Origin of the sequence: Pseudomonas paralactis (assembly GCF_001439735.1) — a bacterium.
Lineage (GTDB): Bacteria > Pseudomonadota > Gammaproteobacteria > Pseudomonadales > Pseudomonadaceae > Aquipseudomonas > Aquipseudomonas paralactis.
The window spans coordinates 589014-604912 of record NZ_JYLN01000004.1; the positions used below are offsets into that span (position 1 = coordinate 589014).

Annotated in this window: 11 protein-coding genes; 9 read left to right on the plus strand and 2 right to left on the minus strand. The window is 61.9% G+C overall.

The annotated features are described in order from the left end of the window. Positions 1-224 precede the first annotated feature (224 nt). The 4 genes from TX23_RS14080 to speA all read left to right on the plus strand — a co-directional run bounded on the left by TX23_RS14080 (position 225) and on the right by speA (position 4565). Positions 225-1292, plus strand: coding sequence for a DUF2333 family protein (locus TX23_RS14080; RefSeq protein WP_003188197.1), 1068 nt, complete (start codon positions 225-227; stop codon positions 1290-1292). Positions 1293-1294: 2 nt separating this feature from the next. Next, the gene (locus tag TX23_RS14085; protein ID WP_057702657.1) at positions 1295-1831 is read left to right on the plus strand and encodes an NUDIX hydrolase; all 537 of its coding nucleotides are present in this window, start codon (positions 1295-1297) and stop codon (positions 1829-1831) included. Positions 1832-2137: 306 nt separating this feature from the next. Then, a complete protein-coding gene (locus TX23_RS14090) occupies positions 2138-2509 on the plus strand; it encodes a translation initiation factor Sui1 (RefSeq protein WP_005784408.1) in 372 nt (123 codons plus the stop codon). Between the two features lie 142 nt (positions 2510-2651). Continuing rightward, a complete protein-coding gene (gene speA, locus TX23_RS14095; RefSeq protein WP_057702658.1) occupies positions 2652-4565 on the plus strand; it encodes an arginine decarboxylase in 1914 nt (637 codons plus the stop codon). A 49-nt stretch (positions 4566-4614) separates the two neighbouring features. Here the strand turns inward: speA and TX23_RS14100 are convergent, their stop codons facing one another. Continuing rightward, positions 4615-5958: an MATE family efflux transporter gene (locus TX23_RS14100; RefSeq protein WP_057702659.1), complete on the minus strand. Its 1344-nt coding sequence runs from the start codon at positions 5956-5958 to the stop codon at positions 4615-4617. A gap of 299 nt (positions 5959-6257) precedes the next feature. On the opposite strand from TX23_RS14100, the gene TX23_RS14105 reads away from it, so the two are divergent. Continuing rightward, on the plus strand, positions 6258-11153 hold the full coding sequence (locus tag TX23_RS14105; RefSeq protein WP_057702660.1) for an alpha-2-macroglobulin family protein: 4896 nt from the start codon (positions 6258-6260) through the stop codon (positions 11151-11153). Positions 11154-11294: 141 nt separating this feature from the next. Here the strand turns inward: TX23_RS14105 and TX23_RS14110 are convergent, their stop codons facing one another. Beyond that, complete coding sequence (locus TX23_RS14110; RefSeq protein ID WP_057702661.1) at positions 11295-11588, minus strand: hypothetical protein; 294 nt, start codon at positions 11586-11588, stop codon at positions 11295-11297. A gap of 90 nt (positions 11589-11678) precedes the next feature. Between TX23_RS14110 and pbpC the strand changes: the two genes are divergently transcribed. From pbpC to TX23_RS14130, 4 genes are all read left to right on the plus strand, one after another. Beyond that, positions 11679-14009 carry a peptidoglycan glycosyltransferase PbpC gene (gene pbpC / locus TX23_RS14115; protein ID WP_057702662.1) on the plus strand — a complete coding sequence of 777 codons (2331 nt, stop codon included), beginning with the start codon at positions 11679-11681 and terminating at the stop codon, positions 14007-14009. Positions 14010-14177: 168 nt separating this feature from the next. Then, positions 14178-14486 carry a MazG-like family protein gene (locus tag TX23_RS14120; RefSeq protein WP_057702663.1) on the plus strand — a complete coding sequence of 103 codons (309 nt, stop codon included), beginning with the start codon at positions 14178-14180 and terminating at the stop codon, positions 14484-14486. Continuing rightward, a complete protein-coding gene (locus tag TX23_RS14125) occupies positions 14479-15228 on the plus strand; it encodes a methyltransferase domain-containing protein (RefSeq protein WP_057702664.1) in 750 nt (249 codons plus the stop codon). The genes TX23_RS14120 and TX23_RS14125 overlap by 8 nt, the downstream gene beginning before the upstream one ends. A 24-nt stretch (positions 15229-15252) precedes the next feature. Then, the gene (locus TX23_RS14130; protein WP_057702665.1) at positions 15253-15855 is read left to right on the plus strand and encodes a DUF4136 domain-containing protein; all 603 of its coding nucleotides are present in this window, start codon (positions 15253-15255) and stop codon (positions 15853-15855) included. Positions 15856-15899 lie beyond the last annotated feature (44 nt).

Below are 15899 nucleotides of genomic sequence, written 5' to 3' on the forward strand. Positions count from 1 at the left end.
GTGTCATACGTCAATTAAGTCTGCGCGCCGGATATTCAGTTATTGACCAGCGGGTCGCGCAGCTTAAAAAGCGTGCATCCTTTATAGTCCAACCGCGCGTATGCGCCACTTTCGCGTAAAAGCCCCGCACCGATGGGCACGATGGGGTAGGGTTGTGGTCGGAGTGTCTGAACGCACCCGGACAATTGACGTGCATGAACTCAAGTGATTGAAAGGATATCGCCATGCTGGACTGGAAAAACCGTGAAGGCAGTGCCAAAGGCCCCGCCCCTGAGCCCAAGTCGGCCAACCGCAGCTATTTTCGCAACTTGCTGATGAGCCGGGCTTTGCTCAGCATTATCGGCCTGTACCTGCTGGTCACCGGTGGCCTGGGTTGGTACTGGAGCCAGGAGCCGGCGCTGTTTCCGGTCCAGCAGAACGCCCAGCTTGCCGCCGAAAAGGAAGGCAAGCAGATGGTTGTGGGTTACACCACCGTCGAAACCCTCAAGACCGTGGTCGGCACCTTGCTGAACAAGCCGGGCGGCTACATCTCCAACGATCGTTTCCCGCCGGGCTTGTGGATGGACAACATGCCGAGCTGGGAATACGGCGTGCTGGTGCAGGTGCGTGACCTGACCCGCGCCTTGCGCAAAGACTTCGCCCGCTCCCAGTCGCAGTCGGCTGAAGATGCGGATTTGGCCAAGGCCGAGCCGCGCTTCAACTTCGATAACAAGAGCTGGGTGCTGCCTTCGAGCGAATCGGAATACCAGGAAGGCATCAACTCCCTGAGCCGCTACGAAGCGCGCCTGTCTGACCCGAACCAGCGCGGCGCACTGTTTTATGCGCGTGCCGACAACCTGAACAACTGGCTGGGCGATGTGGCGACCCGTTTGGGCTCGCTGTCCCAGCGCCTGTCGGCCAGCGTGGGTCGCGTCAAGTTGAACACTGCGCTGAAAACCGAGGCGCTGGCGCCGGGCGAAGTGCCGCAGGTCGATGAAGAAGTGGTGGAAACCCCATGGATGCAGATCGACAACGTGTTCTACGAAGCCCGCGGCCAGGCATGGGCGCTGTCCCATCTACTGCGCGCGATTGAAGTCGACTTTGCCGATGTGCTGGCCAAGAAAAACGCCACCGTCAGCGTGCGCCAGATCATTCGTGAACTGGAGGCCTCGCAGGAACCGGTATGGAGTCCTATGATTCTTAACGGCAGTGGCTTCGGTGTACTGGCGAACCATTCGCTGGTGATGGCCAACTATATTTCCCGGGCAAACGCTGCAGTGATCGACTTGCGTCAGCTCCTCAACCAGGGTTGATGATGGACGCTACTCAAAAGGAGGCCGCACACCGCGTGGCCTCCGATGCTGAACTGATCTGCTGGGTCGACGAGCAGGACAACCTGCTCGGTCACCTGGTCAGGTCCGACCTGCGCCAGCGCGGCCTGATTGGCCGTTGCACCTTTATTTTCCTGTTCAACTGCAGGGGCGAGCTGTGTGTGCACCGGCGCACCTTGAGCAAGGCGCTGTATCCGGGGTTTTGGGATACGGCGGCTGGGGGCATGGTGGCGGCGGGTGAGTCCTATGGGGTGTCGGCAGCCCGTGAGCTGGAAGAAGAGCTGGGTGTGAGCGGTGTGCCATTGACCGAGCATGACCACTTCTATTTTGAGGATGGCGACAGTCGGCTTTGGTGCAAATCCTACTCTGCTATATGGGACGGCCCCCTGCGGCTGCAGCCTGAAGAGGTCATGGAGGCACGCTTTCTGCCCATTGAAACGGTGCTTGCCGAGGCTGAGCAAAAGCCCTATTGCCCGGATGCTCAAGAGGGGCTGCGGCGCTATCTCGCCTCACGTCGCTAAAGTTGTATAAATTGGCGCCATTTGGCTCTTAGCAACTTGGCTTTTTGCCGTTACACTGCGCGCCTTTTCACCCGAACCGCTATTGTTTCACCCTGTAGGAGCGAGCTTGCTCGCGAAAAGCGCCAATACACCGCGTGCTGCCTGAATGCCCGCGTTATCGTTGACGACCTTCGCGAGCAAGCTCGCTCCTACGGTGGTAATGACCTTGACGGTTCGGTAGCGCTGCCCCTGCCTGAGTGGGGCTTCGCGGTCGGTCACCGCCCTTTGCGGCGCCGATCAGTCTTCATCCTCCCAAGAGGATTGCCGGTGGCCAAAAAAGCCGCATCCTTCGCCGCCCTTGGTGGCCTGGTATTTTCCACCGATGCAGGTCGACACTGCCCGGACTGTCGTCAGCCCGTGGATTCGTGTACCTGCAAACAGACCCTGATTCCCGAAGGCGATGGCATTGCCCGCGTACGCCGCGAGAGCAAAGGCCGTGGCGGCAAGACGGTGACTACCATCACCGGCGTGCCTCTGGCCGAAGACGCCCTCAAGGAGCTGGCCACCACGCTGAAAAAGCGCTGCGGCACCGGTGGTGCATTGAAAGACGGGGTCATCGAGATTCAGGGCGATCACGTCGAACTGCTGTTGGCCGAGCTGATCAAGCTCGGTTACAAGGCCAAGAAGTCCGGCGGCTGAAAGCCTCTTCCCAACCTGTGGCTAAACTCTGTCCTGCGAGTGGGGTCTGACCTTCTTACAGGCAAATCGTCATTTTCATTCTTTAGACTGCGCCAGCCTCCGTTTGAGGTGGCGCCTTCGCCTTCATTTATAGGGGACTTCGATGTCCGTACGACGCACACGCAAAGACGATGGCAGCCAATGGACAGTTGCGGACAGCCGCAGTGTTTACGGGATCCGCCATTGGGGGGCCGGTTATTTCGCGATCAATGAAGCCGGTCGCGTAGAAGTCCGCCCCAACGGTCCGAACAGCACGCCGGTCGATTTGTACGAGCAGGTTGATCAACTGCGTAAAAGCGGCCTGTCGTTGCCGCTGCTGGTACGTTTCCCCGACATTCTGCAAGACCGCGTACGCCAGCTCACCGGCGCCTTCGATGCGAATATCGAACGCCTGGAATACCAGAGCAAGTACACCGCGTTGTACCCGATCAAGGTGAACCAGCAGGAAGCGGTGATCGAGAACATCATCGCCACCCAGAACGTTTCCATCGGCCTGGAAGCGGGCTCCAAGCCTGAGCTCCTGGCCGTGTTGGCCCTGGCGCCGAAGGGCGGCACCATCGTCTGCAACGGCTACAAGGACCGCGAGTTCATCCGCCTGGCGTTGATGGGCCAGAAACTCGGTCACAACGTTTTCATCGTCATCGAGAAAGAATCCGAGGTCGGGCTGGTGATCGAAGAGGCCGCCAGCCTCAAGGTCAAGCCTCAGGTCGGCCTGCGTGTGCGCCTGTCGTCCCTGGCTTCGAGCAAGTGGGCTGACACTGGTGGCGAGAAGTCCAAGTTCGGTTTGTCGGCGGCGCAGTTGCTGTCGGTGGTCGAGCGCTTCCGCGCGGCCGGCCTGGACCAGGGTATCCGCCTGCTGCACTTCCACATGGGTTCGCAAATCGCCAACCTGGCCGACTACCAGCACGGGTTCAAGGAAGCCATTCGTTATTACGGCGAACTGCGCAACCTCGGCCTGCCGGTGGACCATATCGACGTCGGCGGCGGCCTGGGCGTGGACTACGACGGTACCCACTCGCGTAACGCCAGCTCGATCAACTACGACATGGACGACTACGCCGGTGTGGTCGTGGGGATGCTCAAGGAATTCTGCGATGCGCAGAGCCTGCCGCACCCGAACATCTTCTCTGAAAGCGGTCGTTCCCTGACCGCTCACCACGCCATGCTGGTGGTGCAGGTGACGGACGTCGAGAAGCACAACGACGAAATCCCGACCATCGAAAACAAGGAAAGCCTGCCGGAAACCGTGCAATGGCTGGTGGACCTGCTCGGCCCGACCGACATCGAAATGGTCACCGAAACCTACTGGCGCGCCACCCACTACATGAGCGACGTGGCCACCCAGTACGCCGACGGCAAACTGACCCTGGCCGAAAAAGCCCTCGCCGAACAGTGCTACTTCGCCGTGTGCCGCCGCCTGCACAACTCGTTGAAAGCCCGCCAGCGCTCGCACCGCCAGGTGCTGGACGAACTCAACGACAAGCTGGCCGACAAGTACATCTGCAACTTCTCGGTGTTCCAGAGCCTGCCGGACACCTGGGCCATCGGCCAGGTCCTGCCGATCCTGCCGCTGCACCGCCTCGACGAAGAGCCGCTGCGCCGCGCCGTGCTGCAAGACCTGACCTGCGACTCCGACGGCAAGATCAAGCAGTACGTTGACGAGCAGAGCATCGAGACCAGCCTGCCGGTTCACGGTTTGAACGAAGGCGAAGACTACCTGTTGGGTATCTTCCTGGTCGGCGCGTATCAGGAAATCCTGGGTGACATGCACAACCTGTTCGGTGATACCGACTCAGTGAACATCTACCAGCGTGAAGACGGTTCGGTGTACAGCGCCGGTATCGAAACCCACGACACCATCGAAGACATGCTGCGTTATGTGCACTTGTCGCCGGAGGAGTTGATGACGCATTACCGCGACAAGTGTGCCAGTGCGAAGATCTCGGCTTCGGAGCGCACTCAGTTTCTGGACGCGTTGCGCCTGGGCCTGACGCGTTCTTCGTACCTGTCCTCGTAATATAGGTGGGAGGGGGCTTGCTCCCTCCCACATTTGGTTCTGTATTCCTTCAGTTTGCTTCCAGCCACAGCCCTTGCCGATTCAAGCGCCAGGCTATCGCCCACAAAGTCAGGCTGCGCACCGCCATAAACAGCAGGAAGGTTATCCACAGCCCGTGGTTACCCAACCCCTGCAACGCCCAGGCAACCGGCAGCACCAGCAGCACCGTCAACAACATCCCATTGCGCATTTCCCGCGCCCGCGTTGCACCGATAAACAGCCCATCAAGCAAATAACTCCACACCGCAATCAACGGCAATACCGCCAGGTAGGGCAGGTAGATATCGGCGGTTTCGCGCACGCTGGGGATATCGGTTTGCATGGCGATAAACAGATGGCCGCCAAAGGTGAACAGCAGGGCGAAACCAATGCTGGCGATTAACGACCAACCACAGGCCACCACCAGCGAGCGGCGCAACGCCTGGCGGTCATGGGCACCAATGGCGTGGCCGCATAGCGCTTCGACCGCATGAGCCAAGCCATCCAAGGCATGAGCCGTCAGTAACAGGCCGTTAAGCAGCAGCGCATTGGCCGCCACGGTGGCATCGCCCAGACGAGCACCTTGCACCGTGATCATGAAAAATACCGACTGCAAGGCGAGGCTGCGAATAAAGATGTCGCGGTTCACCGCCAGCAATGGGCGCCAGCTTTGCCACAGTTTCAAGGCGGCCCAGGCGATATGCCCCGGATAGGCGCGCAGGGCTTTTTGCGTGAGCGCCAGGCCGAGCAGGGCGCCGGTCCATTCCGCGATCACCGAGGCACGGGCGGAGCCGACCACGCCCCAGTCCAGCCCGAGGACGAACCATAGGTTGAGCGCGATGTTGACCAGGTTGGTGGTCAGCAAAATCGCCAATGGCGCTCGTGCATTCTGCGTGCCGAGGAACCAGCCGACCAGCGCATAGCTGGCGAGGGCGGCGGGCAGGCCGAACAGGCGGGTGTGGAAAAACTCGCGGGTCAGTTGGTTCAATTCAGGGGAGGGCTGCATCCATTCCAAAGCCAGGTGGCTCAGGGGAATACCGACCGTGCCCAGCAACATCGCCAACCCCAGCGCCAACAGCAAGCCTTGCAACAGGATCTGCCGCAGCGCCGCACCATCGTTGCGCCCGGCGGCCTGGGCGGCGAACCCGGTGGAGCCCATGCGCAGGAAACCCATGGCCCACGCCAGGAAGGTATACAGGCTGGCGCCGACTGCCACGGCGCCCAGTTGGTGGGCGTGGGGCAGGTGGCCGATGACCATGCTGTCCACCAGGGCCACCAAGGGCACCGAGATATTCGACAGGATCATCGGCGCGGCCAGGGCCCAGACGCGGCGATGGGTAGGGCGGTGGCGCCAGTCGGCGAGCAGGGCGGTCATGAAGGCTCCTTGGTGGAGCGGCATTGTAACCGTCAGCCCGCCACACTGCAGAACCAATGTGGGAGCTGGCTTGCCTGCGATAGCAGTGGGTCAGCCAGTGAAGATATCGGCTGAAAGACCGCTATCGCAGGCAAGCCAGCTCCCACAGTTTGATCTCCAGTGGCTGTGGGATTTGGCTTGGCTTCATGCCCACCTAGAACCAACCGCCCCTCCGTCGGTCAATGTGACCAGCGCCGCAGCGGCTTGGTCGGCACTGATATATAGTTCACCCCTCGGTTCCCTCTGACTACGAGTGCCCCATGCTTAACAAAGGACTGTTCCTGGCCTGCGCGCTGGCCCTGCTGAGCGCTTGCGATTCTTCTGATAAACCCGCAGCACCGCCTGCGCCCACTGTGGCGGTAGCGCCGAAGCCGGTGAAAGCCGCGGTGGATGTGGCAGCGCTCAAACAGCGCTATGCCGGGCGTGAGTTAAGCGTGGTGGACGTGTCCGAGGTGCAGTTGGACGGGGCCAGCACCCTGTCGGTGAGCTTTTCCATTCCCCTGGATCCGGACCAGAAGTTCGCCGATAAACTGCACTTGGTGGACAGCAAGTCCGGCAAGGTCGATGGCGCCTGGGAGCTGTCCGATAACCTGATGGAGTTGCGCCTGCGTCACCTGGAGCCGCAGCGCAAGCTGGTGCTGACGGTGGATGCCGGGGTAAAGGCGGTCAACGACAACAAGCTCGCCGCCGAATACACCGCCCGCCTGGAAACCCGTGATCTGCAAGCTACCGTCGGCTTTGCCAGCCGCGGCACGTTGCTGCCGACACGTCTGGCCGAGGGCTTGCCGGTAATCGCGCTGAACGTCGACAAAATCGACGTCGAGTTCTTCCGTATCAAACCCGAATCCCTGCCGTCGTTCCTGGCGCAGTGGGGGCGCAATACCAGCCTGCAAAGCTATGAGTCCCGTGAACTACTGCCGATGGCCGAACTGGTCTATGGCGGGCGTTTCGACCTGAACCCGGCGCGCAACACTCGCGAAACCCTGCTGCTGCCGATTGCCGGTCTCAAGCAATTGCAGCAGCCGGGGGTGTACCTGGCGGTGATGCGTGCTTCGGGCACCTACAACTATTCGCAACCGGCTACGCTGTTCACCTTGAGTGATATCGGCCTGTCGGTGCACCGCTATGCCAATCGCCTGGACGTGTTTACCCAGGCGTTGGAAGGCGGCAAGGCACTGAACGGCGTCGAACTGGAAATCCTTGATGCCGAAGGCCGCGTACTCGGTCAGGGCAAGACTGAAGACGGCGGTCACGCCGAGCTGCCTCTGCCGAAAAAAGCCCAGGTGTTGCTGGCAAAGCTTGGCGAACAAACCAGCCTGCTGCGCCTGGACAGCGCCGCGCTGGATTTGGCCGAGTTCGATATCGGCGGGCAGCCGTCCCACCCGCTGCAGTTTTTTGTATTCGGCCCGCGTGATCTGTACCGCCCCGGCGAAACCGTGTTGCTCAATGCATTATTGCGCGACAAGGATGGCAACGCGGTCAAGCCGCAGCCGGTGAGCGTCGAGGTGCGCCGTCCGGATGAACAGGTGAGCCGCAAATTCGTGTGGGACGCGGATGCCTCCGGCCTGTACCAATATGCCTTGCAACTGGCCGGCGAAGCACCGACCGGGCGCTGGCAATTGGTGTTTGACCTGGGGGACGGCAAGCCGCAGCTGTATGAGTTTCTTGTTGAAGATTTCCTGCCCGAACGCCTGGCGCTGGAACTCAAGGGCAGTGACACCGCGCTGAGCCCGGCGGACAACCCGGTTATTCAGGTCAACGGGCGCTATCTGTACGGCGCACCGGCATCCGGCAATCGGGTCAGTGGCCAGGTCTATGTGCGCCCGCTGCGTGAAGCGGTCAAATCCTTGCCGGGTTACCAGTTCGGTTCCGTTACCGAAGAAGAGCTGAGCCAGGATTTTGAACTGGACGAAAGCGTACTCGACGCCAACGGCGAGCAAGCGTTGACCCTGGAAAGCAAGTGGGCCGAGGCCAAATCCCCACTGCAACTGATTGTGCAAGCCAGCCTGCAAGAGTCCGGCGGGCGGCCCATCACCCGACGCCTGGTGCAGCCGATCTGGCCGGCCGAGCAATTGCCGGGGTTGCGCGGGCTGTTTGATGGCAAGGAAACCAACGGCGATGGCCCGGTGGAGTTCGAAGTGCTGGTGGCCAACCAGGACGGGCAGAAGCTTGCCGCGCAGGACCTGAAGGTGCGCCTGGTGCGCGAGCGCCGTGACTACTACTGGAACTACTCGGAGAACGATGGCTGGAGCTATCACTTCAACGAGAAATTCCTCAACCTCGATGAGCAGACCCTGAACATCAAGGCCGGCGACACCGCCAAGGTCAGCTTCCAGGTGGAGTGGGGCCCGTACCGTGTCGAGGTTGAAGACCCGCAGACCGGGCTGATCAGCAGCGTGCGCTTCTGGGCCGGTTACCAGGCCCAGGACAACACCGAAGGCGGCGCCGTGCGGCCCGACCAGGTCAAGCTGGCGCTGGATAAACCGGCCTATGGCGATGGCGACACCGCCAACGTCACCGTTACGCCGCCCGCTGCCGGTAAAGGCTACCTGTTGGTGGAGTCTGCCGAAGGCCCGCTGTGGTGGCAGGAAATCGACGTGCCGGCCGAAGGCAAAAGCTTTGCGGTGAAGCTCGACCCGAAATGGTCGCGCCATGATCTGTATGTGAGCGCCCTGGTGATTCGCCCCGGCGAGCGCAAAGCCAATATCACCCCCAAGCGCGCCGTGGGCCTGTTGCACCTGCCGCTGGATCGCACCCAGCGCAAACTCGGCCTGACCCTCACCGCGCCGGAAAAAATGCGCCCCAAGCAACCACTCACGGTAAAGATCGCCGCGAAGAACGCCGATGGCAGCGTGCCCAAGCAGGTGCATGTGCTGTTGGCGGCGGTGGACGTGGGCATCCTCAATATTACCGAATACCCAACGCCCGATCCGTACTCCAGCCTGTTCGGCCGCAAAGCCTATGGCGTCGACCAGTTCGACATCTACGGCCAGTTGATCGAGGCGGGCCAGGGGCGCCTGGCCAGTCTGGCATTTGGTGGTGACGCGGCATTGGCCAAAGGCGGCAAACGCCCGGACACCAGCGTGACCATCGTGGCTCTGCAAAGCGCGCCGGTGGCCTTGAACGACAAAGGCGAGGGCGAAGTCAGCGTCAATATCCCCGACTTCAATGGCGAACTGCGCCTGATGGCCCAGGCCTGGAGCGATGATCGCTACGGCATGGCCGAGGGCAAGACCGTTATCGCTGCACCGCTGATTGCCGAGCTGTCGGCGCCGCGCTTCCTGGCCGGAGGCGACCAGACCACTCTGGCTTTGGACCTCTCCAACCTGTCGGGCAAGGCGCAGAAACTCGATGTGCAATTAGCGACGCAAGGGCCGTTGGAACTGGTCAACAGCGACGCGCAATCGCTTGAACTCAAGCAAGGCCAGCGCACCACCCTGCGCATTCCGGTAAAAGCCTGGGGCGGTTTCGGTCAGGGCAAGGTCAAGGTTACGGTCAATGGCCTGGACCTGCCGGGGGAAAACCTGCCGCCGTTCAGCCGTGAATGGACCCTGGGCGTGCGCCCCGCGTATCCGGCTTTGCTCAAGCATTACCGTGCCGTGATCAAGGATCAGCCGTGGAGCTTGCCGGCGGGTGCGCTGGATCAGTTCGATGCCTCGGGGCGTGAGGCGCTGTTGAGCCTGTCGAGCCGGCCGCCGTTGAACCTTGGCGCGCAGATCAGTGCGCTCAAGGCCTACCCCTATGGCTGCCTGGAACAAACCGCCAGCGGCTTGTATCCGTCGCTGTATGCCGACGATGCGCTGCTCAAGCGCCTTAGCATTGAGGGCGAGCCGGATGCCGAGCGCAAACGCAAGATCGAGTTGGGCATCGAACGCCTGCTGGGGATGCAGCGCTACAACGGCAGCTTTGGCCTGTGGGGCGCTGACGGCGAGGAAGAGTATTGGCTGACTGCGTATGTCACCGACTTCCTGCTGCGTGCCCGCGACCAGGGTTTTGCCGTACCACCTGAAGCCTTGAAGAAGGCCAGCGAGCGGCTGCTGCGGTATGTGCAGGAACGCAACCTGATTGAAGTCGACTACAGCGACAACGCCGAGCACACGCGTTTCGCCGTACAGGCCTACGCCGGTATGGTGCTGGCCCGCAGTCAACAGGCGCCGTTGGGTGCCTTGCGCAGCCTGTTTGAACGGCGCAGCGATGCGCGCTCCGGGTTGCCGTTGGTGCAGTTGGCCATCGCCCTGCAAAAAATGGGCGACCAGCCGCGTGCCGATCAAGCCTTGCTCGCCGGTTTGGCGGCGCAGCGCAGTGCCAAGGAGTGGCTGGCCGACTACGGCAGCCCGTTGCGCGATCAGGCGATGATTCTGGCGTTGCTGGAGGAAAGTGATCTGGCCAAGGGCACGCGTGAAGAGCGCCTGTTTACCTTGTCGGACCAGTTGGCGGCCAGCCCCTATCTGTCGACCCAGGAGCGCAACTCACTGTTCCTGGCCGGGCGGCTGGGTTTCGCCCAGCCCGCATCGGCGTGGAAGGTGCTGTTGGACGGCAGCGACGGCGAGCATGAGCTGAACAACCAACACTCGACGCTTAACCTGGAAGGCAAGTTGCTCTCCGGCAATTTGAGCCTGACCAATCAAAGCGATGTGCCGGTCTACCAGCAACTGACCATCTCGGGTTACCCACACGTGCCGCCTGCCCCGGGTGGCGAGAACCTGAGTATTCGCCGCGAATACCTGGGCATGAATGGCCAGCCGTTGAATCTGCGCAGCCTCAACAGCGGCGACCTGGTGCTGGTGCACCTGGCCGTCAGTGCCAAGCAACGGGTGCCGGATGCCCTGGTGGTGGACTTGCTGCCCGCCGGCCTGGAACTGGAAAACCAGAACCTGGCACAAAGCGCAGCGAGCCTGGAGAACGCCAGCAGCCAGGTCAAGGAGTGGCGCGAGTCGATGCAGAACGCATCGCTCAAGCATCAGGAGTTCAGGGATGATCGCTATGTGGCGGCCATGAACCTGGACGGCTACGGCACCACGCACTTGCTGTACCTGGCACGGGCGGTGACGCCGGGCACCTATCGGGTGCCGCCTCCGCAAGTGGAGTCGATGTATCGACCGAACTGGCAGGCGGTGGGCGAGACGCCGGTGGATATGGTGATCAAGGGCCGCTGAAACGGGATGGTTGAATCTTTGCAGGAGCGAGCTTGCTCGCGAAAAACGTCAACGAGAACGCGTGTTTCCTGAATCAACGCGGCGCCTTTGAGTTCTTCGCGAGCAAGCTCGCTCCTACAGGGGAATTGAGTGGTTGCACCGTCAGTGCACGACCCAACTGAGTAGCCAAAGCCCCAACATCAGCCAGATGATCCCGATAATGATCGACGCCCGCATAAAGGCGCGTACCGCCGAGTACAGGAAGAGCAACCCGACGATCAGGGTGATGATGCTGATGATCGAGGTATCCATGCCCAAGGTGCGCGACAAGCCATCGATAAAGTTGCCGCCGGCGTGGGTCAAGGCCCCGAACAACCCGCTCAGGCCATCGACGATAAAGCGGATGACGGAGCCGAGCGCCTGGCCCAACCATTCGAAAAAGCTTTCTACCTGCATGTGCGTGTCCTGATAAGAAGGTGGGCGTAACTGTGCCTTTGGTCGTTATTGCGACAGGCTAGTTCCCTACAAGCATAGAGGTTTGCCCGGTTGAATTTGCGTTTTGTTGCCCGCTGGACCCTGGCGAGCCTGTTGTTGGTGATTGCCCTGCTATGGCTGGCCGACCGTATCTGGCCCTTGCCCCTGCCTCAGGACGACCTGGCCCGGGTGGTGCTGGCCGAAGATGGCACGCCGCTGTGGCGATTTGCCGATGCCAACGGCGTATGGCGCTATCCGGTGCAGACGCGTGAAGTGTCGCCGTATTATCTCGACGCGCTGCTCACTTACGAAGACCGCTGGTTCTATCAGCACCCCGGTGTAAACCCCCTGGCACTGGTGCGCGCAACCTGGCAAAACCTGACGGGTGCACGGGTGGTGTCCGGCGGCAGCACCTTGTCGATGCAGGTGGCGCGCTTGCTCGACCCGCATTCACGCACCCTGCATGGCAAATTGCGTCAACTGTGGCGCACCGCGCAGTTGGAGTGGCACCTGTCCAAGGACGAAATCCTCAACCTGTACCTCAACCGTGCGCCCTTCGGCGGCACGCTGCAGGGCGTGGCGGCGGCGAGTTGGGCGTATCTGGGCAAGTCGCCGTCACAACTGACCCACGCCGAAGCGGCCTTGCTCGCGGTATTGCCTCAGGCACCCAGTCGCTTGCGCCCGGACCGTCATCCGCAACGCGCCCAGCAGGCCCGCGACAAAGTGTTGCGCCGCCTCGCCGAGTTCCAGGTGTGGCCGCAGCCTGCTGTCGATGAAGCCCTGGAAGAACCACTGCTGCTTGCCCCACGCCTGGAGCCGAGCCTGGCGCCGTTGCTGGCGCGGCGTCTGAACCGCCCCGACAGCCCGCCGCTGATTCGCACCACCCTGGACGCCACCCTGCAACGCCGTCTCGAAGACCTGCTGCTGGGTTGGCGCGCACGCCTGCCGGAACACACCTCGGCGGCGATTCTGGTGGTAGAAGAAGAAAGCATGGCGGTGCGCGCCTACCTGGGCTCGGTGGATATCAACGACACCAAACGCTTTGGCCATGTGGACATGATCAACGCGCTGCGCTCGCCCGGTTCGACCCTGAAGCCTTTCCTGTATGGCATGGCGTTGGACGACGGCCTGATTCACTCCGAGTCCCTGTTGCAGGACGTGCCCCGGCGTTACGGCGATTATCGGCCGGGCAACTTTTCCATGGGCTTTACCGGGGCGGTGCCGGCGAGCACGGCGTTGTCCAGTTCGTTGAACCTGCCGGCGGTGCAACTGTTGGAAGCCTACGGGCCCAAGCGTTTTGCCGCGCAGATGCGTATTGGTGGCATGCCCTTGGCGCTGCCGGCGCTGGCCGAACCGAACCTGGCGCTGATCCTCGGCGGCGCGGGCAGTCGCCTGGAAGACCTGGTGAGCGGCTATAGCGCCCTGGCCCGCGACGGCAAAAGCGCCACCTTGCGACTACAGCCGAAGGATGCACTCAGGGAGCGGCCTTTGCTGTCGCCGGGGGCGGCGTGGATTGTGCGGCGCATCCTCAGCGGCCAGGCACGGCCCGACCGCGACCCGCGTGCCGAGCTGGTGCAACGCCCGGTGCTGGCATGGAAAACCGGCACCAGCTATGGCTTTCGTGATGCCTGGGCGATTGGCGTGGGCCCGCGTTATTTGATCGGCGTCTGGATTGGCCGGCCAGATGGCACCCCGGTGCCGGGCCAATTTGGCCTGGCGTCGGCGGCGCCGTTGATGCTGCAAGTGCATGACGTGTTGACCAACCGCGACAGCCAGCGCGGCATCAGTGCTCCGGTCAAACCGGTGCCGGCAAATATTGGTGTGGCGGCCATCTGTTGGCCGCTGGGCCAGCCCATGAGCCGAAGCGACCCCAATTGCCGTCGCCAGCGTTTTGCCTGGACCCTGGACAACACCACGCCACCGACTTTGCAGGCATTGGATCAACCCTTGAGTGTGGGCTTGATGGAAAGTATCTGGGTCAATGCCAAGGGCTTGCGGGTCGATGCCCGTTGCCCTGGCGCGGTGCCGAACAATATTGCCCTGTGGCCGGCGCCGCTGGAGCCCTGGTTGCCAAGGATTGAACGCCGTGAAGCGCGCATCCCTGCGCCTGATCCGGATTGCCCGCCACCGGCGCTGGCCGCGGCTTCGCCGTTATCCATTGTGGGCGTGCGCGAGGGCGATCAGTTGCGTCTGCCCGCTGCCAGTCAGCAAGCCTTGCGCCTGAAAATATCCGCCCTGGGCGGCAGTGGCCGGCGTTGGTGGTTCCTCAATGGTGCGCCGTTGGGCGACAGCGCCAATCAGGACAGCATCAATGCCAATTTTGAACGGCTGGGCCGCTATCAGCTCAGCGTATTGGATGAAGCCGGTCAAACCGCCAGGCTCGAATTCAGCGTTGTCGACTAGCCCCACTGTAGGTGTAGGAGCGAGCTTGCTCGCGAAAAACGTCAACGATAACGCGTGCAGCCAGAAAGCACGCGGTGTCTTGGGGTTCTTCGCGAGCAAGCTCGCTCCTACAGGTGCTTGCGTTCATCCCCCATCCCCCTGAAGCTATGCCCATTCAGGAGCCCCCGCATGAACCTCGAACACCTCACCGAACGCCTGCACCGCATCCGCGATACCAACGATTGGAAGCAGTTCCACAGCCCGAAAAACCTGGCCATGGCTGCCAGTGTCGAAATGGCCGAGCTGGTGGAAATCTTCCAGTGGCTGACTGAGGACCAATCCCGCCAGCTTCCCGCCGATCAACTTGCCCATGCGGGCCAGGAAGTCGGGGATATCGTGTTGTACTTGCTGTTGCTGTGCAGTGAACTGGGCCTGGACATGAACGAAGTGGTACGTGCCAAGCTGGCCGACAGCGAGCGGCGGTTTGCCCATGAGTGATCGTCATTTCGACCAGTTGGCCACGCGCTTTGCCGAGAAAATCTACGGCGGTGCCAAGGGCGCGATTCGTCTGGCTGTACTTCAGGCCGACTTGCTTGAAGCACTGCCCGATCGCCCATTGCGCGTGCTGGATATCGGCGCGGGCCTGGGGCATATGTCGCTGTGGCTGGCCGAGCGCGGGCACCAGGTGACCCTGGCCGAGCCTGCTGAGCCCATGCTCGACGGTGCGCGCCAACGTTTTGCCGATGCCGGCCAAACGGCGACGTTTATCCATGCACCATGGCAAGACTTGCTCGGCCAGCTCACCGAGCCTTACGATCTGGTGCTGTGCCACGCGGTGTTGGAGTGGCTGGCCGAACCCCATGCCATCCTGCCGGTCCTGCATCAGTTGACGGCGCCCGGCGGCTGGTTGTCCCTGGCGTTCTACAACCGCGATGCGTTGATTTACCGCAACCTGCTCAAAGGCCACTTTCGCAAAATGCGCAAGAACGACATGGCCGGTGAAAAGCAGAGCCTCACGCCGCAGCAACCGCTCGACCCTCGGGAGTTGGCGGCGCAACTCGAAGGGTTATGGCAGGTCGAAAGCCAAAGTGGGGTGCGGGTGTTCCACGACTACATGCCGGTGGAGTTCCAGGCCCGCGCCGATTTGCAGGAATTGTTGGAGATGGAGCTCGCTCACCGTCGTCACCCAAGCTTTGCCGGGCTTGGGCGTTATTTGCACTGGATTTGCCGCCCGGTTTAAGCGGCCCAGTTTGCGGAGGTCGAAATGCGTCGTCTCGGTTTAATCCTGTTATCTCTGGGGCTGGGGGCGTGCTCCAGCCCCAACCCTTACGTCGCCGCTTCAGCGCCGATGCCACCGGCTCCGGCGCAGGCGGCCACGACCTTCGATGCCAGCGCCTATCCGGCACCGGTACGCGACTATGGCGCCTATCGCAGTTGGGGTTGGCTCAATGGCCAGTTGCCGGCGGGTACGGCCTGGGCCGATTCGGCGCAGATTGCCGAGGCGGTCAGCGGCGCCCTCGACCAGCGCGGCCTGCGCCCCTTGCATGACAAGCGCGTGCCCGACTTGCTGGTAAGCGCCGATGTGCGCCTGGAAAAGCGCTTGCGTCAGGTCCAGGATGATTACGGGTATGGATACGGTGGCTACAACCGCTATGGCAACGGTTATGGGATGTACAACACCGTGCCGGTGGTGCGCACCTATGAAGTGACGGTGGCGGTGGCGCGCATCAGCCTGTTCGACGCCCGCACTCGCCAGCCGGTGTGGAGCACCAGCGCAGAAACCACCAGCCAGGGCAGTCTGAGTGAGCGGGCCGACAGCTTGCGCAAGGCGATGCAAAAGGCAATGGCTGCCTATCCGCCCAGTTAGCCGCTATTCTCATTTCAGGCTCAAGTCGTTTTTTGGAGAACATC